A 20,621-nucleotide genomic window follows, 5' to 3' on the forward strand; every position below is an offset into this window, starting at 1 on the left:
GGTCTGTGCCCCCGGACACCCTCTTCTTCCTCTTCTTCGCATCCAACCATGCCCGGTCCCACGCCCGCTCATTACCCATGGGTTACCCGACCCTGCCGGGGGCGGGGCCGCCGCGGGACAGCACGCGTGCCAGGGATTCCACGACCTCGGGCTGGTAGTCGTGCCCCGTCCCGAGCCGCAGCCGCTCCAGTGCGCCGAGCGGTCCGCTGAGCGGTCCGCCGGGCGATCCACTCGCACTGGCACATTCCCCGGTGAGGTCGTCGTACGCATTGACGGTGCGGACGATCCTGGCGGAGAGGGGTTGTTCGCGGTACGGATCGGCCTGGCGTTCCACCACGACGGCGACGGCGGCGGGCACTCCGGTCTGGCGGACGACCGCGCCGCCGAGCAGGGCGATACGGCGCTGTTCGTCGGCCGGGAGGAGGGCGGTGGCGCCTTCGGGGACGGGGTCGACGAGGGAGAGCTGTCCGATGTCGTGCATGAGGGCGGCGTATTCGAGGACGGTCAGCTCCGGTCCGGAGAGGCCCAGCTCACGGCCGACGGCGCGGCTCAGCTCCGCGACTCTGCGGGCGTGGCCGTGGGGGGTGTAGCCGGCGATCTCGGTGGCGCGGGCGAGGGAGGCGATGGTCTGGCGGTACGTGGTCCGCACGGCGGCGTACCGCCGGTAGGACAGCTGGGTCAGCAGCAGCGGTACGCAGAACACGGGCAGCGCCCAGAGTCCCGCGACGGCGACCCCGAGGGCGATGACGGCGCCGGTGGCGCAGACGGCGGAGCCGATGTGCAGGAGGGCACGCAGCTCGTCGCGGAGGAGGGGGCCGAAGGGGTGGCGGGTGCGGGCGCGGACCATCACGGCGGCGAGGACGGCGTCGCAGAGGGCGGTGAGGACGAGGAGGAGCAGGAGCGTCACGGCGTAGAAGGGGCCCTTGCCGAAGCGCTCCGGAAGGCCGTCGGAGCCGCCGGGGAGGTAGGCGGAGGTGTAGCCCGCGTTGTACAGCGGCTGGAAGCACACGGCGGCGAAGGCGACGGTCAGGACGCGGCGGACCAGGTGGTCGAGCGCGGGGCCGCGGCCCTTGGCGATGTGCGGTACGGATCCGGCGAGGGTGGCCGCGACCACGACGGCGAGGGTCTGGAGGACGCCGTGGGTGGTGCGCTGCCCGGCGTTCTCGCCGAGGAGGGCGTACGCGAGCGCACCGGCGGCCCCGAGGGGCGCGGGCTCCCGCTCGCCGGGGAGTGCGCCCCAGCGGGCGAGCTCCCCGACGACGACGAGCAGGCCGAAGGCGAGGGCGGTACGGGGCTCGGCGAGCCCATGCCAGAGCGTCGCGCCGAGCGCGGCCCCGGTGAGGAGGGCGGCGGCGCCGTACACCCCGACAACGGCGAACGCGGGCCGCGCCCCGCCCGCGAGCGCCGGCGTCGGAACCGCGCCCGCACTCACTTGCGCCCCCTGGGGGGCACGCGCGGGGAGACGGAGAGACGGGACGCGGGCGGGAGACCGCGACGGCGGGTGTGGGGGCCACCGGGGGCTGGAGCGGGGGCCGGTACCCACCCCAGGGCGGGAGGCTCCGCGACCGGGCCGGAAGCGGGCTTCGGTGGAGGCAGCGGCAGTGCGGGGCCCGGCTGTGTCGTCGGCGCCGTCCCGCCCGCCCCCGGCGGCGGTCCCGCCGTCGGCGGCCCGGCGGCCGGGTGGGGACCCGCTGCCGACGGCGGCGCCGCGCCCGGTGGCGGACCCCCACCCGGCGCCGGAGGCGCCCCCGCCTCGTCCGCCGTCACCGTCGTCTGCCAGCCGTGCCGGGACAGGGCCCGGACCAGGGCGTTCACCATGTGAGGGTCGAACTGGGTGCCCGCGCAGCGCTCCAGTTCGGCCACCGCCGTGCCCACCGGTCTCGCCCTGCTGTACGAGCGGGTCGACGTCATCGCGTCGAACGCGTCCGCCACCGCCACCACCCGTGCGAACTCGGGGATCTGGGCGCCCGACAGCCCGTACGGGTACCCGCTGCCGTCCAGCCGCTCGTGGTGGTGCAGGATCGCCTCCCGCGCCTCCCCGAGGAAGCCGATGCCGCGCACCATCTCGTGCCCGTACTCGGGGTGCAGCTCGATCACCCGCCGCTCGTCGGGTGTCAGCGGCCCGTCCTTGCGCAGCACCCGCGTCGGTACGCCGAGCTTGCCGACGTCGTGCAGGATCCCGGCGAACCGGAGCACCTCCACCCGGTCCCGGTCCATGCCCAGCTCCTGGGCGATCAACACCGAGGCGCGCCCCACCCGTTCGCTGTGCCCGCGCGTGTACTTGTCCTTGATGTCGACGGCCTGCACGAGCGCCCTGATCGTGGCCTGGTGCGCGGCGGACTCGCGGTGGTACTGCGCGAAGACCCAGCAGGAGATGTACATGGGCAGCAGGACGAAGAACGCGGAGAGCGGGCCGTACGGGCTCCGCCACAGCACCGCCATCATCAGCCCGGCGAGGCCGTGCGCCCCGTGCGGGGCCAGCGAGCGGACGAACAGCCCGCGCCACGCGCTCCGCAGCGGCAGCCGCTCGGCCGCCGCCAGCACCCCGCCGTCGAGCGTGGCGAGAACCAGACAGAAGGCGAGCGTCGCCGCCCCGGCGGGTAGCAACACATAGGGAAAGTCCGGCGTCTTGAGCCCGTAGCCACCACCCCCGAGGGCGACGGGACCGCCGAACAGGACCTGGACCCGCGCCGCCGCCCAGGTGGCGAGGGAGAGCTGCGCGGCCCGCCAGACCCGGCGCGCGCCCTTCGGCCGCTGCTCGACGCGCCCCAGCAGCGCGCCGGGCACGGCGACCAGCGCGGCGGCGGCGGGCGGCAGCAACAGGGCGGAGGCGAGGAGGACGGGAAGGAACGATCCGGCGGCGACCGGCACGGAGCCGTGCAGCGAGCGCCCGAGGAAGCGGCAGCGGGCCGGCATCTCGCAGAAGGCGTACAGCGTGGCGAGCAGCGCGACGGCCCGCCACGGGGTGCCGGGGCGGAACGCGGGAAGGAGGCAGACGGCGGCGCAGAGCGCGGCGCCCAGAATGTACGCGCGCGCCGCACCCGGTATGGCCCTCACGGGTTCTCGCCCTTCCTCGGCTCCTCGATCCGGCCCGGAAGGGCCCGAAACAAAGCGTCAGGCTAGCGAGTCGGGGGACGGACGGAGGCCGGATGAGGACGATTAGCACCTTTGAGTGACATGGCCGGTCCGCCGGTGATACGGCGGTACGGGCGGCACAGCGCCGCGGACACGGCTGAGGGCGCACCGCGCGATGCGCGGCACGCCCTCGTGCCCCGTGCGAAGGGGGGCTGTGGGGTGGTGCGAGGCCCGTGGTGCGAGGCCCTGCTCGGAGGGCCCGTACCGTACGTCAGTCCTGCGCCGCCCGCGGCACGTCCGCGCCCGCCGCCGACACCTGCCGCTCCGGCCCGATCTCGCCCGACCGGATCAGATCGATCCGGCCCATGACCTTGGCCCGCAGGTCGGACGGCACGTCGTCCTGGCCGCAGCAGCGCTTGACGAGCTTCTTCACGGCCTGCTCAAGGCCGTACTTCTCCAGGCACGGGGAGCACTCCTCGAAGTGCACCTCGAACTTGGTGCAGTCGTTGTCCGGCATCTCGTTGTCGAGGAACTCATACAAATGATCGAGTACCTCGGAGCAATCCGTCTCATGCGGCTCTCCGCAGCTCATGAGCCCGAACCTTTCCGATCGTCCGACGACTCCCCGGCACCGGCCGGGACGAGCCCGCGCTCGCGGGCGTAGTCCTCCAGCATGCCGCGCAGCTGGCGGCGCCCCCGGTGCAGTCGCGACATCACCGTACCGATGGGTGTCCCCATGATGTCCGCGATCTCCTTGTAGGCAAAGCCCTCTACATCGGCGAGATACACCGCGATGCGGAACTCCTCCGGGATCGCCTGCAACGCCGACTTCACGTCGGAGTCCGGGAGGTGGTCGAGCGCCTGCGCCTCCGCGGAGCGCAGACCGGTCGACATGTGCGACTCGGCGCGCGCGAGCTGCCAGTCCTCGATCTCCTCGGCGGCACTGCGCTGGGGTTCACGCTGCTTCTTGCGGTACGAGTTGATGAAGGTATTGGTGAGGATGCGATACATCCAGGCCTTGAGGTTGGTCCCCTCGCGGAACTGGTGGAAGGAGCCGTACGCCTTGGCATACGTCTCCTGCACGAGGTCCTCGGCGTCCGCCGGGTTGCGCGTCATGCGCAGCGCGGCGGAATACATCTGGTCGAGGAAGCCCAGCGCGTCCCGCTCGAAACGGGCGTTGCGCTCGGCCGTGGTCTCTTCGATGCCGCCGTCGTCGGTCCCTGCGTCGGTCCCAGTGACCGGACCCACCTCCTCCAACGCTGTGGCGGGCCCGAAAGCGGACCCACTCGAATCGGAGAATAGTCGACCTTGTGACAACGAGGGCCGGTGGTCCGCTCCGCCGGCCGCCCGGACCGGAGCGTTCTTGGACGCGGAAAGCACCGTCCACTCCAGTTCACTGGCGTCTGAGCGGCGCGGGCAGATGGTCGAACCCATACGACGGACTCCCTCTCCATGCTCTGTGTTCCGTTGCCTAGTGGAACAGTGGACATCTGTCCCACATTCCCGGCCACGACCCGGTCCTCAGGCCAATTTCGCCGCCCATTCCGCCACGTTCGCGGTGATGATCGCGAGGGCCTGCTCCTGCGACACGGCGGCGCCCTTCGCCACGGCGAACGCGTGGTCGGCGCCCGGCACCTCGCACAGCGCGTACGCGCCTCCACCGTCCGTACCCGCGAGGTTCTCCCCGCCCGCGTCACACGCGTCACCCGCGTCCGGGAACTCCGCGGGCTTCCCGAACGGGTCGTTTCCGCCCTGGACCACCAGCGTGGGCACCCCCGCGCCCAGCAGTTCGGCCGCCCGGGACTTCTCCGGCTTCCCCGGCGGGTGCAGGGGGAAGCTGAGGGCCAGTACGGCGTACGCCCCCAGCTCCGTGGCCGTACGGCAGGCCACCCGCGCGCCGGCGCTGCGCCCGCCCGCGACCACCGGCGACCCCGCCTCCGCCAGCGCGGGCCACACCGCGCGCCATCCCGCGTCCAGGGTCTTCGGCGCCGGCGCGAGCTTCCTGCCCGCCACCCGCCAGGGCTGCTCCACCAGCGCGACGGTGACGCCGAGCGGGGGCAGCGCGGTGGCGAGGGCCCGGAGGTCGCGGGCCTCGACACCGCCGCCCGCGCCGTGGCCGAGGGCGAGGACCAGCCGGGGGGCCTCCGCCGGGTGCCAGGTGATACGGGCGTCGCCGCCCGGAGTGCCGACGGTCTGGATCCGCGTCCCACGCGTGTCAGGAGTCACAACGCACATCCTGCCGCGCCCGCGCTCCGGAACGCCTCAGCACGTGTCATCCACGCTTCAGAACGCCTCAGCCCGCCTCAGCCCGCCTCAGCCCGCCTCAGAACAGCGTGCTCTCCTCCGGCGCGGCCAGTTCCTCCAGCAGCTCCGGCCCGTTGTTGCGGACATTGCTGACCGCCGTCGCCACCGGATACGCCCGCATCAGCCCGGGCGGCGGCGGCGCGAGCAGCTCACGCAGGTCGTCGGGGTCCGTACGGGCCGGGTCCAGCCACGCGTCCCAGCGGTCCGGCGTCAGCATCAGCGGCATACGGGGGTGGATGTCGGCGAGCGATCCGGGACCCTCGGCGGGCGCCACGGCCAGCGGGGACTTCTCCGCCTCGGTCGTGATCACCGAGCAGGTCACCCACCAGGCGCCCGGGTGCTCGTCGGGCAGCGTCCGGTCGCGCCAGAACTCGTACAGACCCGCCAGCGCCATGACCGAACCGTCGGCCGGCGTGACGAAGTACGGCTGCTTGCGCGGGCGCTTCTTCTTCCCCCGCACCTCCAGCTCCCGCTCGTCGACGCCGGTCACCCACTCGTAATACCCGTCGGCCGGCAGGATGCAGCGCCGGGCGAGGAAGGGACGGCGGAAGGACGGCTTCTCGTGGACGGTCTCGGCCCGCGCGTTGATCATGCGGGCCCCGCCCTCGGGCGTCTTCGACCACGACGGCACGAGCCCCCACCTGAGCCTGCGCAACTGCCGAACCGGATCCGGCTCTTCCGCGTCCTTCACAGGACGTTCCAGAACCGCGTAGACCTCTTTGGTCGGAGCCACGTTCCAATCGGGCGCCAGGGTCTCCTCGGGCTCCCACTTCTCCACCCCGAAGAGCCCTTGGAGGTCCTCGGGCCGCCGGCTCGCCGCATACCGTCCGCACATAAGTGCCAGACTGCCACGACGCCGTCCCAGTTGAGGAGCCGACCGAGAAATGGCCAGCATCGACGTCACGTCCATATCCAACCTGTGGGACCGCGTCTTCGGCAGTCAGCCGGCGCCGGCCCAATGGCTGGTGGTCGTGACGGGGGTCGTCGCCCTCGCCACCGTGGTGCCCCACCCCGTCTGGCGGGTGTCGCGCAACACCATCACCATCGCCCACGAGGGCGGCCACGGACTGATCGCACTGGTCACCGGCCGCCGCCTGAACGGGATCCGGCTGCACTCGGACACCTCGGGCCTGACCGTCAGCCGCGGCAAGCCCGCCGGGATCGGCATGATCCTGACGGCCGCCGCCGGCTACACCGCGCCCCCGCTGCTCGGGCTCGGCGGCGCCTGGCTGCTCTCCGCGCACCACATCACGCTGCTGCTGTGGCTCGCGACCGCTCTGCTGATCGCGATGCTGGTGATGATCCGCAACGCGTACGGGGCGCTCACCGTGATCCTGACCGGCGCGGCCTTCCTGCTGATCTCCTGGCTCACCGGCCCGACGGTCCAGTCGGCGTTCGCGTACACCGCCGTGTGGTTCCTGCTGCTCGGGGGCGTACGGCCGGCCTTCGAGCTCCAGTCCAAGCGCCGGCACGGCGGGGCGGGCGACTCGGACGCGGACCAGCTGGCGCGGCTGACGAACGTACCGCCCGTGCTGTGGCTGTTCCTCTTCCACGCCGTCTCGGTCTGCTCACTCATCGGCGGCGGGCGCTGGATGCTGGGTCTCTGACCCGCGCCCGATCCCGCGCCGCCCGTGTAGCCGCCTTACCAAACCTGGGTTACGTCCGGGTTTCCGCGCTTTTTGTCAGGATCCGAGTCGGCGCGAAACCACTAAAGTGAAGGCATGACCGAAAGCTCCGTGCAGCCCGCCCTCTGGCCCGCCCCCTACGCGCGCGGGGCCGTCGAAGCGACGGTCACCGTGCCCGGATCCAAATCGGTCACGAACCGCGGACTGATCCTCGCCGCGCTGGCCGCCGAGCCCGGGTGGCTGCGCCGCCCGCTGCGCTCCCGCGACTCCCTGCTGATGGCCGAGGCCCTGCGCGCCATGGGCGTCGGGATCGAGGAGACGGTGTCGTCCAGCTCCGCCGCCGCGGGCCGGGACGGCTTCACGGGCGAGGCGTGGCGGGTCATCCCGGCGGGTCTGTACGGCCCCGCGACCGTCGACGTCGGCAACGCCGGCACGGTGATGCGCTTCCTGCCGCCGGTCGCGGCCCTGGCCGACGGCCCGGTGCACTTCGACGGGGACCCCCGGTCCTACGAGCGCCCCCTGGGCGCCGTCATCGAGGCGCTGCGCGTCCTCGGGGCGCGGATCGACGACGAGGGCCGCGGCTCGCTCCCGCTGACCGTGCAGGGCGGCGGGGCGCTGGACGGCGGCTCCGTGGAGATCGACGCCTCCTCGTCGTCGCAGTTCGTCTCGGCGCTGCTCCTGTCGGGCGCGCGGTTCAACCAGGGCGTGGAAGTACGGCACGTGGGGTCGTCCCTGCCGTCGATGCCGCACATCCGGATGACGGTCGACATGCTGCGCGCGGTCGGCGCCCAGGTCGACGAGCCGGAGACGGGCGGCGAGCCGAACGTCTGGCGGGTCTCCCCCAGCGCGCTGCTCGGCCGGGACCTGACCGTCGAGCCCGACCTCTCCAACGCCCAGCCCTTCCTCGCCGCCGCGCTGGTGACCGGCGGCCGGGTCACGATCCCCGACTGGCCGGAGCACACCACGCAGCCCGGGGACGCGCTGCGCGAGATCTTCACGGAGATGGGCGGCTCCTGCGAGTGGAGCGTGACCAACGAGGGCAGTGCCCTCACCCTGACCGGCACGGGCCGGATCCACGGCATCGACGTCGACCTGAGCGAGGTCGGTGAGCTGACGCCGGGCATCGCGGCCGTCGCCGCCCTCGCCGACTCCCCGTCCACCCTGCGCGGGGTCTCCCACCTGCGGCTGCACGAGACGGACCGGCTGGCCGCGCTGACCAAGGAGATCAACGAGCTGGGCGGTGATGTCACGGAGACCGCCGACGGGCTGCACATCCGCCCCCGCCCCCTGCACGGCGGCGTCTTCCACACGTACGACGACCACCGCATGGCCACGGCCGGGTCGATCATCGGCCTGGTGGTCGACGGCGTCGAGATCGAGAACGTGGGGACGACGGCCAAGACGCTGCCGGACTTCCCGCAGATGTGGACCGACATGCTCGCGGGAGCGAGCCCCGGCCCGGGTGCGGGCGCGGGAGCCTGACGCGATGCGCCGCTACGGCAAGAACCCCGACGAGGACGACATCCGTACCCGCCCGAACCCGAAGGGCAACCGGCCTCGTACGAACATCAGGCCCAAGCACGAGGACGCCTCGGAAGGCATGGTCCTGACCGTGGACCGCGGCCGGCTCACCTGCCTCGTCGAGGACCGGGTCGTGCTCGCGATGACCGCCCGCGAGCTGGGCCGCAAGGCCGCGGTGGTGGGCGACCGGGTCGACATCGTCGGTGACCTGTCGGGCAAGAAGGACACGCTGGCGCGGATCGTACGGATCGGGAAGCGCACCTCGGTCCTGCGGCGCACGGCCGACGACGACGACCCCTACGAGCGGGTGGTCGTCGCCAACGCCGACCAGCTCGCAATCGTCACCGCGCTCGCCGACCCCGAGCCGCGCCCCCGGCTGATCGACCGCTGCCTGGTCGCGGCGTTCGACGCCGGACTCGAACCGCTGCTGGTGCTGACCAAGTCCGACCTGGCGTCGGCGGACGAGCTGCTGGAGACGTACCAGGACCTCGGCATCCACTATGTCGTCACGCGGCGCGACGAGTTGGAGAGCGGGTTCGCGGCGGACCGGGTGCGGGAGTATCTGGAGGGCAAGGCGACCGCGTTCGTCGGGCACTCCGGCGTCGGCAAGACCACGCTCGTCAACGCGCTCGTCCCGGAGGACAGGCACCGGAGTACGGGCCTGGTCAACGCGGTCACGGGGCGCGGCCGGCACACCACCACCTCGGCGCTCGCCCTGCCGCTCGCGAAGGCGGACGGCTGGGTCATCGACACCCCGGGGATCCGGTCCTTCGGGCTGCACCACGTCGACCCGTCGCGCGTCATCCTGGCCTTCCCCGACCTGGTGCCGGGGACGGAGGGCTGCCCGCGCGCGTGCAGCCACGACGAGCCGGACTGCGCGCTGGACGCGTGGGTCGCGGAGGGACACGCGAGCCCGGCCCGGCTCTACTCGCTGCGGCGGCTCCTCGCCACACGCGAGCGACGCGAAGGCGACTGACACAACACGTTTGCGGACCCCGGGCGTTGGTAAGTGCATAATCGCACCGAGCGACACCGAGCAGTCACCGACGCGGGAGGCCCCAGAAGATGGCGTGGCTGCTGGTAGTGGTCGCCGGGATCCTGGAGACGGGTTTCGCGGTCTGTCTCAAGCTCTCGCACGGCTTCACCCGGCTGTGGCCGACCATCGCCTTCGCGTGTTTCGCCCTCGGCAGTTTCGGTCTGCTGACGCTCTCGCTGAAGAAGCTCGACGTCGGTCCGGCGTACGCGGTGTGGACGGGCATCGGCGCGGCGGGCACCGCGATCTACGGAATGATCTTCCTCGGTGACATCGTCTCGGTCCTCAAGCTGGTCTCCATCTCGCTGGTGATCATCGGCGTCATCGGCCTCCAGCTCTCGGGCTCGGCGCACTGAGCCTCACGGGGCGGGCGCCGTCTGTCAGCCCTGCACGCCGGGCGCCGCCGTGACGGCCCTGCGGACCAGTTGACCCACCGGTTGTGCGCCGGGCGCGACCAGGTGGGAGAGCGCCAGGCGTACGGCCAGTTCGCACCGGTGCAGATTGTGATCCGTACGCCCCCCGTCCAGCGTGCTCGCCGACCGGTCCCGTACAAGGGCCACCAGTTCAGCCGGTACGAGCGCCACCAGTTCGGCCGGTACGGGCGGTCCCGCGTCGGCCGCGCGCCGCGCGGGGACCGCCTCGGGCGCCCCAGGGGTACGTAACGGGCGCGGCGCGGGCAGCCACTCCCTCCAGCAGCCGGTGAGCAGCGCCCGCAGCAGGGGCCGGTCCCCCGCCCGGGCGACGGTCCACTCGGCGACGGCCGCCAGCCGGTCGGCCGGTTCCGCCGGGGTGTCCGTACCGGCCAACTGCCCTTCCACGCCCCGCAGATAGAGGTCGGCCTCGCGGCGCACCAGCGCGCGGGCGAGTCCGTCCTTGCCGCTGAACTCGTTGTAGAGGGTCTGCCGGGACACCCCGGCGGCGGACGCCACCTCGACCATCCTGACGGCCTGCCAGGGCAGCTCGGCGAGCGCCGACTGGGCGGCGTCGAGCAGGGCTTCACGTGCGGTAGGCATCGTTGCCTCCGGGGGTGTCGGCTCTGCGCTCAGAGTTGACGGGCCGTCGCGCAGTGTCAAGAGTCGCGGCAACGCGCGCGGTGCGCGTCCCCGTACCGCGTCAACGCCGCCCCCCGCCCCCGGGCCGTGCCCCGTAGCCCGGCCCGGTGACCGGTCGATACTGTGACGCCCATGCCCGACTACCACGATGATCTGCGCCTCGCCCACGTTCTCGCGGACGCCGCCGACGCCGCGACGATGGACCGGTTCAAGGCGCTCGACCTCAAGGTCGAGACCAAACCGGACATGACTCCGGTGACCGAGGCCGACAAGGCCGCCGAGGAGCTGATCCGTGGCCATCTCCAGCGGGCCAGGCCACGGGACGCGATCCTGGGCGAGGAGTTCGGCATCGAGGGCACGGGGCCGCGCCGCTGGGTGATCGACCCCATCGACGGCACCAAGAACTACGTGCGCGGGGTGCCCGTCTGGGCGACGCTGATCTCCCTGATGGTGGCCACCGAGGGCGGGTACGAACCGGTCGTCGGCGTCGTGTCCGCGCCCGCGCTGGGCCGGCGCTGGTGGGCGGCGAAGGGCGGCGGCGCCTACACCGGCCGCAGCCTCTCCTCGGCGACCCGGCTGCGGGTCTCGGACGTCGCGAACGTGGGCGACGCGTCGTTCGCGTACTCCTCCATCACCGGCTGGGAGGAGCAGGGCCGGCTCGACGGCTTCCTCGACCTGTCCCGGGCCGTCTGGCGCACCCGCGCCTACGGCGACTTCTGGCCCTACATGATGGTCGCCGAGGGCTCGGTGGACATGTGCGCGGAGCCTGAGCTGTCGCTGTGGGACATGGCGGCGGTGGCGGTCGTGGTCCAGGAGGCGGGCGGCAGCTTCACGGGGCTCGACGGGCAGCCGGGACCGCACAGCGGCAACGCGGCGGCCTCGAACGGCGTGCTCCACGAGGAGCTGCTCGGCTACCTGAACCAGCGCTACTGAGCGTGAGGCATGCCTCGACGGCGCTTTGTGTGATCTTTTCAAGCCCCCTCCGCACTCCTACGCCCCTCTTGTTGACCCGGCGCATCGGTGCGACTCTGGGAGTCCCCCCACTTGTGAACTTGTGAATCGCTTCTCGTTACGTTCCGTACGCATCGCGCACGCGCCGTGTGCGCCCCGCGTACCCCGCGCGACGATTCACCTAGGAGGTGGCTCCATCCCATGCTCGTCCGTGACGCCATGAGTTCGGTGGTCCTCACCATCGGCCCCGCCCACACCCTCCGCCAGGCCGCCCGGCTGATGGCGGCCCGCCGGGTCGGCGCCGCCGTCGTCCTCGACGCCGACCACTGCGGGATCGGCATCCTCACCGAGCGGGACATCCTGGTCTCGCTCGGCGCGGGACAGAGCCCCGACGCCGAGACCGCGGGCACCCACACCACGGGCGACGTCGTCTTCGCCGCCCCGTCGTGGACGCTCGAACAGGCGGCGGAAGCGATGACGTACGGCGGCTTCCGCCACCTGATCGTGCTCGACGATCACGAACCGGTCGGCGTCGTCTCCGTACGCGACATCATCCGCTGCTGGGCCCCGGCCAAGACCCGGGCCGCGGTCATGGCGGGGTGATACGACCGGGCCGGTGGCCCCGACAACACCGCGAAACACGGCGAAAGGGGCCGGATCCCGAAGGATCCGGCCCCTGACGTCTCGGCGAGGCGAAGCTGTCAGCCGCGCAGGGCCTGGACCGCGGACTCCAGCCGCTTGCCGAAGTCGCCGTCCGCCTGGCGGAAGTTGTTCACCGCGCGCTCGGCGATGTCGTCACGCGACACCTTCGAGATGAAGCCGGCGAGGTTGTCGATCAGGCGGCTCTTCTCGTCCTCGGAGAGCAGCCGGTACAGGTTGCCCGCCTGGACGAAGTCGTTGTCCTCCGCGTGCACGGGCGCCTCGGTGTTGCCGGTGACACCGGTGACCGGGGTCGGCTGCCACAGCGGACGGTCGCTCTGGAAGGGGCCGCCGAAGCTGTTGGGCTCGTAGTTCTTGGTGCCCTTGTGACGGCCGTCGTACAGGAAGCCGTCCCGGCTGTTCGTCCGCGCCTCCGTGGCGTGCGGGCGGTTCACCGGCAGGTGGTCGGCGTTGATGCCGACGCGGTAGCGGTGGGCGTCGCCGTACGCGAAGAGACGGCCCTGGAGCATCTTGTCCGGGGAGGGACCGATGCCCGGCACGAAGTGCGCCGGCGAGAAGATGGACTGCTCGACCTCGGCGAAGATGTTCTCCGGGTTGCGGTTGAGCTCCAGCTTGCCGATCTCGATCGGCGGGTAGTCCGCGTGCGGCCACACCTTGGTCAGGTCGAACGGGTTGAAGCGGTACGTGGCCGCCTCGGCCGCCGGCATGATCTGGACCTGCACGGTCCAGGAGGGGAAGTCGCCGCGCTCGATGGACTCGCGCAGGTCACGCTGGTGGCTGTCCGGGTCCAGGCCGGAGACCTGGACGGCCTCCTCCGTGGTGAGGTTCTTGATCCCCTGGTCCGTCTTGAAGTGGTACTTGACCCAGAAGACCTCGCCGGCCTCGTTGTTCCACTGGTACGTGTGCGAGCCGTACCCGTTCATGTGGCGCAGCGTCGCCGGGATGCCGCGGTCGCTGAACAGCCACGTCACCTGGTGGGTGGACTCGGGCGACAGACCCCAGAAGTCCCAGACGTTGTCCGCCTCCTGCGAGCCCGTGTACGGGTCGCGCTTCTGGGTGTGGATGAAGTCGGGGAACTTGATGGCGTCCTTGATGAAGAACACCGGGGTGTTGTTGCCGACGAGGTCGTAGTTGCCCTCTTCGGTGTAGAACTTCAGCGCGAAGCCGCGGGGGTCGCGCACGGCGTCCGCCGAGCCCAGGTTGCCCGCGACGGTGGAGAAGCGCAGGAACGTCTCGGTCTGCTTGCCGACCTCGGAGAGGAACTTCGCCCGGGTCCACTGCGAGACGTCACGCGTGAGCGTGAACGTGCCGTACGCGCCGGCGCCGCGGGCGTGCACGATGCGCTCCGGGATGCGCTCGCGGTTGAAGTGCGCGAGCTTCTCGAGCAGCGCCTGATCCTGCACCAGGACGGGACCACCGGCACCAGCGGTCTCACTGTTCTGGTTGTCGGCCAGCGGAGCCCCGGACTCCGTCGTCAGTGGTCCCTGCGTCACGTGCGCCTCCAGCGTCATTACTGCGTTCAGTCCCTTGGCGTTTGCCGATCCCGATCCTACGATGGACTCTGTCTAAGTCAAGTAAACATCCAAAGTCACACTCGTTCGGGACCTGAGTCCCTTCACTGTTAGGCTGGGCCCATGAGTGACCTGTTGGAACGACTTCGCGAGCGCGGCTGGCGTATGACCGCACAGCGGCGTGTCGTGGCCGAGGTCCTCGACGGCGACCATGTGCACCTGACAGCCGACGAGGTGCACGCGCGTGCCGTCGCCAGGCTCCCGGAGATCTCCCGCGCGACCGTCTACAACACCCTTGGTGAGATGGTCACGCTGGGCGAGGTCATCGAGGTGTCCACGGACCGCCGCGCCAAGCGGTACGACCCCAACGCCCATCACCCGCACCACCACTTGGTCTGCGCCCAGTGCGGCGCGATCAAGGACGTGCATCCGACGGGTGACCCGCTGGCGTCCCTTCCGGACGGCGAGCGGTTCGGGTTCTCGATCTCGGACGTCGAGGTGACGTACCGCGGTACGTGCCCGAACTGCGCGGCGGCGTAAAGCAGCGGTGTAAAGCAGAGACACAGAAGTGCCCGGCTCCTGATCCTGGGGAGCCGGGCACTTTCCGTCGTCGCGCAGAACCGAGGCCCGGATCCCTTGCGGGATCCGGGCCTCGGTTATCAGTAGCGGGGACAGGATTTGAACCTGCGACCTCTGGGTTATGAGCCCAGCGAGCTACCGAGCTGCTCCACCCCGCGCCGTTGAACTGAACATTACGTCAAGGCGTCGACCAGCGCAAATGACCTCCGCCGGGCTCACGCCGTCAGCTCCTGGTGGAGTGCCTCGCGCAGCCGCGCCGCCCGTTCCGACACCTCCGAGGGGCCCAGCTCGACGGCGCGGGCGCACCAGCGCTGCCCCTCGGTCAGCTCGCCCCGGCGGGCCGCGAGCAGCGCGAGGCGCAGCGCGGCCCGGCCGTGCCCGGCCTGCGCGGCCCGGGTCCACCACAGGGCCGCCTCCCGCTCGCCGCCCTCACGGGCCAGTAGGAGGCCGAGGTTGAAGGCGCCGTTCCGGCTGCCCGCCTCGGCGGCCTCGCGGTACCAGCGGGCGGCGTCGGTCATGTCCCCGCGGCCCGCCGCGAGCATGCCGACGCGCACCTGCGCCCGGCGGTGGCCCTGCTCGGCGGCGCGCTCGTACCACTGCTCGCACTCGCTCTTCTCCGGATACGTCTCCCCGAGCGCGGGCGGCCCCGGGGGCGGCCGGCGCGCGTCGAGCACCGTGGCCAGCCGGAAGGCGGCCTCGGCGCTGCCGCCGCCCGCGGCGCAGCGCAGGTGCCGCTCGGCGGACTGCTCGTCGCCGTCCCGCAGGTAGGCGATGCCCACCTGGAGGGCCGCTTCCGTGTGCCCGGCCGCCGCCGCGCGTTCGTACCACCGCAGGGCCGTACGGTCCTCGTCGCGGCCCGCGTGCAGGATGCCCAGGTTGAACGCGGCGTCCACGCTGCCCGCCTCGGCGGCCTTGGAGAACCAGGGCTCGGCGCCGGTCGCGTCGTCGGCCTGGAGGAGCAGGACGGCGAGCGCGTTGGCGGCTTCGCGGTGGCCCGCGTAGGCGGCGCGGCGGTACCACTGCTCGGCCTGGACGGTACGGTCCTGGGCGGCGCAGAGGAGCCCGAGGTTGTACGCGCCGTTGACGTCGCCCGCGTCCATCGCGGCGCGGTACCACCGCTCGGCGGTCTGCGGCTCGCCGCGGGCGGCGTGGAGCGCGCCGAGGGCGTTGGCGGCGTTGCCGTCCCCGTCCTGGGCGGCGCGCAGCCACCAGACGGCCGCGCTCTCCTCGTCCCCGGCGTCTCGCAGCAGGAAGCCCAGCGCGCAGGCGGCCCTGGCCTCGCCGTCCTTGGCGGCGGTCAGGTACCAGCGGCCGGCCTCCTTGAGCTCGCCGCGTTTCTCCAGGATCGCGCCGAGGTGCAGGGCCGCACGGCGGTGGCCGCGTGCGGCGGCCTGCTGGTACCACTGCGCCGCCTCGCTGATCAGCGTCGGCCCGTCGGCCCCGGCACGGCGGTCCTGGCGGCCGGGGCGGCCCGGCCGGTCGAGGCGGTCGAGACGGTCGAGACCGTCGGCGCGGTCCGTGCGATCGAGGCGGACTGCGCGGTCCGTGCGGTCAGCGCGGTCCGCACGCGGCGGGGAGGGCGCGGCGGAGCCCCGGGCGCCCGGGGGGACCGGCCGGCCCGTACCGGTCTCGTACTGGCCCCTGTTGCTGCTGTAGACGACGTCCGCGCCGGAGCGCGCGCTCTCCTTGGCCCGGCGCTCCAGCGCGCGGGCCAGCCGGTACGACGCCTCGCGGTGCCCCTGCTCGGCGGCGGCGCGCAGCCAGCGCTCGGCGCCGACGTCGCTGCGGTGCTCCAGCAGGTCGGCGAGCGCGTAGGCGCCGAGGGCGTGGCCCTGCTCGGCGGACTGGCGCAGCCAGTACTCGGCGGCGGGCTCGTCGCCGCGCTCGCGGTAGTGGCGGCCGAGGGCGTGGGCGGCGGCGGCGGATCCGGCGACGGCGGCGATCCGCCACCAGCCCGCCGCCTCCTCGACATAGCCGCGCTGGTGGAGCAGGACACCCAGGTTGTTGGCGGCGGCACGCTCGCCCTCGGCGGTCGCGGCGCGCAGGTAGGGCTCGGCGGCGTCGAGGTCGCCACGGCGCAGCAGCAGGGCGCCGAGCACGCTCATCGACGCGGTGTCGCCGTTCTCGGCGGCGCGGCGGTGACGCGCTTCCGCCTCGGCGTCCGAGGCCTCGTGTTGCTGCACAAACCGCCCTGTCTCCAACAGAGTTGCCCTATCCCCCATAAATACCATCGTCGCACCACCTGTCCACCCACGTACAGCTGGTATATCGCGGCCGGAGAGGTCATCGTTGCGTTTTGTCGACTTGCCCACAGAGAGACAAGTCAAACCCGATGGGGAACCAACGCGGCCTACCTGAGACACAGGTGGCGGCGGCACACGTCAAGGGCCCGGATCCTAGAAGGATCCGGGCCCTTGACTTCGCGTAGCGGGGACAGGATTTGAACCTGCGACCTCTGGGTTATGAGCCCAGCGAGCTACCGAGCTGCTCCACCCCGCGTCGTTGTGTCCCAACCGTACCACGACGCGGGGGTGACGCTTTCTCAGTCACTCAGGGGGCTCGCGAGGCTCACCGGCTCACGTTCCGGTTGACGGCTTCTCCGTGGACGAGCCCGAGGGCTTGTCACCGGGCTTCCCCGACGCCGAGCCGGACGGCTTGTCGCCCGGCTTCTCCGACGTGCCGGCCGTCGCGTCCGCCTCGGCGGCCCGCTTGAGCGCCGCCTGGAGCTCGTCCTGGGCCTTGCCGTACGCCGTCCAGTCCTGCTTCGCGAGCGCCGCCTGACCCTCGTCGTACGCCTTCTGGGCGTCGGCGATGGCCTGCTTGAGCGCCGTGCTGCCGGTGGGCGGCGGCTTGGTGGTGTCGCCCGGCGGTGGTGGCGTGGTCGACGGTGGCTGGGAGCCCTCCGTACCGAACACCGCGTTGAGCGCCTGGGTCAGGCTCTCCTCAAAGACCGGTTTGCCTCCTCCGTAGGAGGCGGCCACCATCTTGAGCAGCGGGTAGTTGGCGCTGCCACCGCGCGCGTACACCGGCTCGATGTAGAGGAACCCTCCGTCGAGCGGCACCGTCAGGAGATTTCCGTACTCGATGTCCGAGTCGGTGCCTCTCAGGTTCCGTACGAACTCGGCGACCTTGTCGACACCGTTCAGCTCGCTCTGGACCTGTTGTGGACCCTGGACGTTGGAGGTCACTCTCAGGACTCTGATCTTGCCGAAGTCCGGACTGGTCGCGTCCGCGTCCACCGCCATGAACGCCCCCAGGTTGGGGCGCCCGTTGGGCGTGAAGGTGGTCGTCAGCGAGAACCGCTGGTCCGTCTGGCCCGGCATCTTGAGGCTCAGGTAGTACGGCGGAACCGCACTGCTGTCCTTGTTGGTCGGGTCGTCCGGCACCTGCCACGCGTCACTGCCGCTGTAGAACTGCGAGGCGTTGGTGACGTGGTAGCGGGTGAGCAGTTCGCGCTGCACCTTGAACATGTCCTGCGGGTAGCGCAGGTGCGCCAGCAGGTCCGGGTCGATGTCCGCCTTGGGCTTCACCGTGCCGGGGAAGGCCTTCATCCAGGTCTTGAGGACCGGGTCCTCGGTGTCCCACTGGTAGAGCGTGACCTTGCCGTCGTAGGCGTCGACGGTCGCCTTCACCGAGTTCCGGATGTAGTTGACCTGATTCTGCTGCGCCACGACCGCGCGCTGGTTGTCGGTCAGCGAGTCGGCCGTCGTGTCCCCCAGCGTCGTACGCGACGCGTAGGGGTAGCCGTTGGTCGTGGTGTAGGCGTCGACGATCCACTGGATCCGCCCCTTGACCACCGCCGGGTAGGCGTCGCCGTCGATGGTCAGCCAGGGGGCGACCGCCTCGACCCGGTCCTTCGGCGTCCGGTTGTACAGGATCCGCGAACCCTCGCCGATGGCACCGGAGTAGATCATCTGCGGCTCGCTGAACGCCACGGCGTACGCCGCGCGGTTCACCGGGTTCGAGAGGTCCACGCCGCTCTTGCCGGCGTAGCTCGTCGTCTTCTCGCCGTTCTTCTCGTAGTCGAGCTCCTTCTGCGGGCCCCCGACGATCGAGTACTGCTCGGTCTTCTCGCCGTAGTAGATCCGCTGCTCGTACGTGGGGAGCCCGCCGGTCGTCGGCAGACCCGACTCGGTGAAGTCGGGGGCGCCGATCGTCTTCCCGTTGTCGTTCGACATCACCGGGGCCGTGCCCTTGGCCGCGATCGCACCGTACCCGTGGGTGTACGTGAAGTGATCGTTGATCCAGTTGCTCTTGGGGATACCGTTGATGTTCAGCTCGCGCAGGCCGATGACCGTGTCCTGCGGCTTGCCGTCCGCGCCCGCGTAGCGGTCCACGTCGAGCGTCGCCGGGAACTGGTAGTACTTGCGCTCCTGCTGGATCTGCTGGAACGCGGGCGAGACCACGTTCGGGTCGACCAGCCGGTAACTGGCCGCGGAGTCGGCCGCCTTGCGCTGGTCGGTCCGCTTCGCCGGATCGCTCTGCCCCGAGTAGTCCTGCACATCGGCGTCCGCGATGCCGTACGCGGTGCGCGTCGCGTCGATGTTCTTCTTGATGTACGGCGCTTCCTTGGCCTGCTCGTTCGGCTCGACCTGGAACTTCTGCACGATCGCCGGGTAGAGGCCGCCGATGAGGACCGCCGACAGCACCAGCAGGCCGAAGCCGATCACCGGCAGCTGCCACGTGCGGCGCCAGATGGTCGAGAAGAACAGCACCGCGCAGATCACGGCGATGCAGAACAGGATCGTCTTCGCCGGCAGGTACGCGTTGGCGTCCACGTACCGCAGACCCGTCCAGTTGTCCGCCGCCTTGAAGTCACTGGACTTCACGGCCAGTCCGTACCGGTCGAGCCAGTACGCCACGGCCTTCAGCGAGACGAAGACGCCGATCAGCACGGAGAGGTGGCCGGTGGCGGCGCCGGTCGCGCGCGCTCCCGGGCTCGTCACCCGCAGCCCGCCGTACAGGTAGTGGGTCACGGCGGCGGCGATCACGGAGAGCACGGCGGCCGCGAAGCCGAAGGCCAGCAGGAAGCGGTACCACGGCAGGTCGAACGCGTAGAAGGACACGTCCAGGTGGAACTGCGGGTCCTTCTGCCCGAAGGACACCCCGTTGACGTACATCAGCCACGTACGCCACTGGCCCGAGGCGGACGCTCCGGCGATCAGCCCGACGAGGGCCGTGATCGCGAGAAGCACCCACTTCTTGTACGGGGCGATACCCATCCGGTAACGGTCGAGGTTCTGCTGCTCCATCGACATGGCGCTCAGCGGCGGCCTCAGCCGGTGCGCCAGCCAGATGTTGAACCCGACGGCGGCGGCCATCAACAGGCCGAAGACCGCGAACAGTCCGACCTTGGTCCAGAGCGTGGTGGTGAAAACCGATGAGTAATCGACCGAGCGGTACCAGAGCCAGTCGGTCCAGAACCCGGCGAACATGACGAAGAGCATGGCCAGTACGGCCAGCACCCCCAGCGTCATGAGCAGGGTCCGGACACGCCGGGACGGGCGGGCCACTCTCATCCGTGGCCCGGCGGGGCCTGCGCCGCGGTCCGGCATCTGGAAAGCCAACGTGCGCACCTCGAAGTTCGCGGTCGTATGGATCAGCGTCGTTAAAATCAGCGTCGAACGGATCAGCCTTGCAGCGGTCCCGCGATCGTAGGACCCACTCATGCAACTTACTGAGGCTTTACCTAGTTCCCGTCCGCGGTCCCCGAGGGGGCAGGATATCGGCCATGTCCAACGTTTCCTCAGGTACCCCCATGGCCGCGAGCCCGCTGACCCGCGCGGTCCTCGAAATCGACGAGTACGCGGCGGGGCTCGGCTGGGACCAGCCGGCCCGGCTCTTCGCCCTCGTCGACACCGCCCGGCTGCGCACCGACGAGCCGGAGCTCGCGGCCCAGCTGGGCCTCGACGACGGCGACGCGACCGCGCCCCTCACCCCTATCGAGCAGGACGAGATCCCGGCCGGCACCCCGCTGGACGAGTTCCTCGCCACGATCGCGTGGCCCGGGGCGGTGGCGGGCTGCGCGATGACCGTCGAGCGGCTGATGCTGCCGCCGTCCGCGGAGGCGTCCGTCCCGGACGGCCTCGACGAGGCCGGCCTGGCCGACTGGGTCGCCTCCCACCCCGACCGTCAGGAGGTACGGATGACGGTGGCGGTGCTGCGTGACGGCGCGCGGGACTCGGCGCTGCGGCTGCGCGAGAAGGACTCGCCGACCGAGGTCCTCACCGGCTCCGGCCTGGTCCCGGGCCTGGCCGAGGCACTGTCCGCCACCTTCGAGGCGTAATCACCCGGTCCGACCCGCTGTGAC

General features: G+C 71.4%; 17 protein-coding genes, 2 tRNA genes and 1 pseudogene. 8 read left to right on the plus strand and 12 right to left on the minus strand.

What is annotated here, in order from left to right:
- Positions 1-82 precede the first annotated feature (82 nt).
- The 6 genes and pseudogenes from ACIO1C_RS24260 to ACIO1C_RS24285 all read right to left on the minus strand — a co-directional run bounded on the left by ACIO1C_RS24260 (position 83) and on the right by ACIO1C_RS24285 (position 6,214).
- Complete coding sequence (locus ACIO1C_RS24260) at positions 83-1,432, minus strand: HD-GYP domain-containing protein (protein WP_401866745.1); 1,350 nt, start codon at positions 1,430-1,432, stop codon at positions 83-85.
- Positions 1,433-1,677: 245 nt separating this feature from the next.
- Positions 1,678-3,057: pseudogene (locus ACIO1C_RS24265) on the minus strand (HD-GYP domain-containing protein); the annotation flags it as partial.
- A 289-nt stretch (positions 3,058-3,346) separates the two neighbouring features.
- Entirely contained in the window at positions 3,347-3,667 is a 321-nt protein-coding gene (rsrA, locus tag ACIO1C_RS24270) for a mycothiol system anti-sigma-R factor (protein ID WP_401866747.1), read from the minus strand.
- A complete protein-coding gene (locus ACIO1C_RS24275; protein WP_208298586.1) occupies positions 3,664-4,323 on the minus strand; it encodes a sigma-70 family RNA polymerase sigma factor in 660 nt (219 codons plus the stop codon). Before ACIO1C_RS24275 ends, rsrA begins: the two co-directional genes overlap by 4 nt.
- A 273-nt stretch (positions 4,324-4,596) precedes the next feature.
- Positions 4,597-5,301, minus strand: a complete 705-nt coding sequence (locus tag ACIO1C_RS24280) for an alpha/beta family hydrolase (RefSeq protein ID WP_401866749.1) — start codon at positions 5,299-5,301, stop codon at positions 4,597-4,599.
- A 97-nt stretch (positions 5,302-5,398) separates the two neighbouring features.
- A complete protein-coding gene (locus ACIO1C_RS24285; RefSeq protein ID WP_401866751.1) occupies positions 5,399-6,214 on the minus strand; it encodes an SOS response-associated peptidase in 816 nt (271 codons plus the stop codon).
- A 49-nt stretch (positions 6,215-6,263) separates the two neighbouring features.
- On the opposite strand from ACIO1C_RS24285, the gene ACIO1C_RS24290 reads away from it, so the two are divergent.
- From ACIO1C_RS24290 to ACIO1C_RS24305, 4 genes are all read left to right on the plus strand, one after another.
- Positions 6,264-6,986 carry a M50 family metallopeptidase gene (locus ACIO1C_RS24290; RefSeq protein WP_401866753.1) on the plus strand — a complete coding sequence of 241 codons (723 nt, stop codon included), beginning with the start codon at positions 6,264-6,266 and terminating at the stop codon, positions 6,984-6,986.
- Between the two features lie 114 nt (positions 6,987-7,100).
- Positions 7,101-8,486 (plus strand): 3-phosphoshikimate 1-carboxyvinyltransferase, encoded by a 1,386-nt coding sequence (gene aroA, locus ACIO1C_RS24295; RefSeq protein ID WP_401866755.1) that lies wholly within the window; start codon positions 7,101-7,103, stop codon positions 8,484-8,486.
- A 4-nt stretch (positions 8,487-8,490) separates the two neighbouring features.
- Complete coding sequence (rsgA, locus tag ACIO1C_RS24300; RefSeq protein WP_161308151.1) at positions 8,491-9,501, plus strand: ribosome small subunit-dependent GTPase A; 1,011 nt, start codon at positions 8,491-8,493, stop codon at positions 9,499-9,501.
- Positions 9,502-9,590: 89 nt separating this feature from the next.
- The gene (locus tag ACIO1C_RS24305) at positions 9,591-9,914 is read left to right on the plus strand and encodes a multidrug efflux SMR transporter (protein WP_161308152.1); all 324 of its coding nucleotides are present in this window, start codon (positions 9,591-9,593) and stop codon (positions 9,912-9,914) included.
- Positions 9,915-9,938: 24 nt separating this feature from the next.
- Here ACIO1C_RS24305 and ACIO1C_RS24310 read toward each other — a convergent pair whose 3' ends face one another.
- Positions 9,939-10,571 carry a TetR/AcrR family transcriptional regulator gene (locus ACIO1C_RS24310; RefSeq protein ID WP_401866757.1) on the minus strand — a complete coding sequence of 211 codons (633 nt, stop codon included), beginning with the start codon at positions 10,569-10,571 and terminating at the stop codon, positions 9,939-9,941.
- Between the two features lie 171 nt (positions 10,572-10,742).
- On the opposite strand from ACIO1C_RS24310, the gene hisN reads away from it, so the two are divergent.
- Positions 10,743-11,543 carry a histidinol-phosphatase gene (gene hisN, locus ACIO1C_RS24315; RefSeq protein WP_401866759.1) on the plus strand — a complete coding sequence of 267 codons (801 nt, stop codon included), beginning with the start codon at positions 10,743-10,745 and terminating at the stop codon, positions 11,541-11,543.
- A 219-nt stretch (positions 11,544-11,762) separates the two neighbouring features.
- Positions 11,763-12,164 carry a cyclic nucleotide-binding/CBS domain-containing protein gene (locus ACIO1C_RS24320; protein ID WP_401866760.1) on the plus strand — a complete coding sequence of 134 codons (402 nt, stop codon included), beginning with the start codon at positions 11,763-11,765 and terminating at the stop codon, positions 12,162-12,164.
- Between the two features lie 98 nt (positions 12,165-12,262).
- Here ACIO1C_RS24320 and ACIO1C_RS24325 read toward each other — a convergent pair whose 3' ends face one another.
- Positions 12,263-13,714, minus strand: a complete 1,452-nt coding sequence (locus ACIO1C_RS24325; RefSeq protein WP_401866762.1) for a catalase — start codon at positions 13,712-13,714, stop codon at positions 12,263-12,265.
- A gap of 141 nt (positions 13,715-13,855) precedes the next feature.
- Between ACIO1C_RS24325 and ACIO1C_RS24330 the strand changes: the two genes are divergently transcribed.
- On the plus strand, positions 13,856-14,272 hold the full coding sequence (locus ACIO1C_RS24330) for a Fur family transcriptional regulator (RefSeq protein ID WP_161311743.1): 417 nt from the start codon (positions 13,856-13,858) through the stop codon (positions 14,270-14,272).
- A 123-nt stretch (positions 14,273-14,395) separates the two neighbouring features.
- On the opposite strand, the gene ACIO1C_RS24335 is transcribed toward ACIO1C_RS24330, so the two are convergent.
- The 4 genes from ACIO1C_RS24335 to ACIO1C_RS24350 all read right to left on the minus strand — a co-directional run bounded on the left by ACIO1C_RS24335 (position 14,396) and on the right by ACIO1C_RS24350 (position 19,866).
- Positions 14,396-14,469, minus strand: a tRNA-Met gene (locus ACIO1C_RS24335).
- Between the two features lie 57 nt (positions 14,470-14,526).
- Positions 14,527-16,542 carry a tetratricopeptide repeat protein gene (locus ACIO1C_RS24340; RefSeq protein ID WP_401866764.1) on the minus strand — a complete coding sequence of 672 codons (2,016 nt, stop codon included), beginning with the start codon at positions 16,540-16,542 and terminating at the stop codon, positions 14,527-14,529.
- A gap of 194 nt (positions 16,543-16,736) precedes the next feature.
- Positions 16,737-16,810: transfer RNA gene (locus ACIO1C_RS24345), tRNA-Met, on the minus strand.
- 77 nt (positions 16,811-16,887) lie between these two features.
- Positions 16,888-19,866 carry a UPF0182 family protein gene (locus ACIO1C_RS24350; protein ID WP_401866766.1) on the minus strand — a complete coding sequence of 993 codons (2,979 nt, stop codon included), beginning with the start codon at positions 19,864-19,866 and terminating at the stop codon, positions 16,888-16,890.
- A gap of 176 nt (positions 19,867-20,042) precedes the next feature.
- Here ACIO1C_RS24350 and ACIO1C_RS24355 point away from each other — a divergent pair, with 176 nt between their 5' ends.
- The gene (locus tag ACIO1C_RS24355) at positions 20,043-20,597 is read left to right on the plus strand and encodes a PPA1309 family protein (protein WP_401866768.1); all 555 of its coding nucleotides are present in this window, start codon (positions 20,043-20,045) and stop codon (positions 20,595-20,597) included.
- Positions 20,598-20,621 lie beyond the last annotated feature (24 nt).

It is taken from the genome of Streptomyces sp. NPDC087420, assembly GCF_044744165.1.
GTDB lineage: Bacteria > Actinomycetota > Actinomycetes > Streptomycetales > Streptomycetaceae > Streptomyces.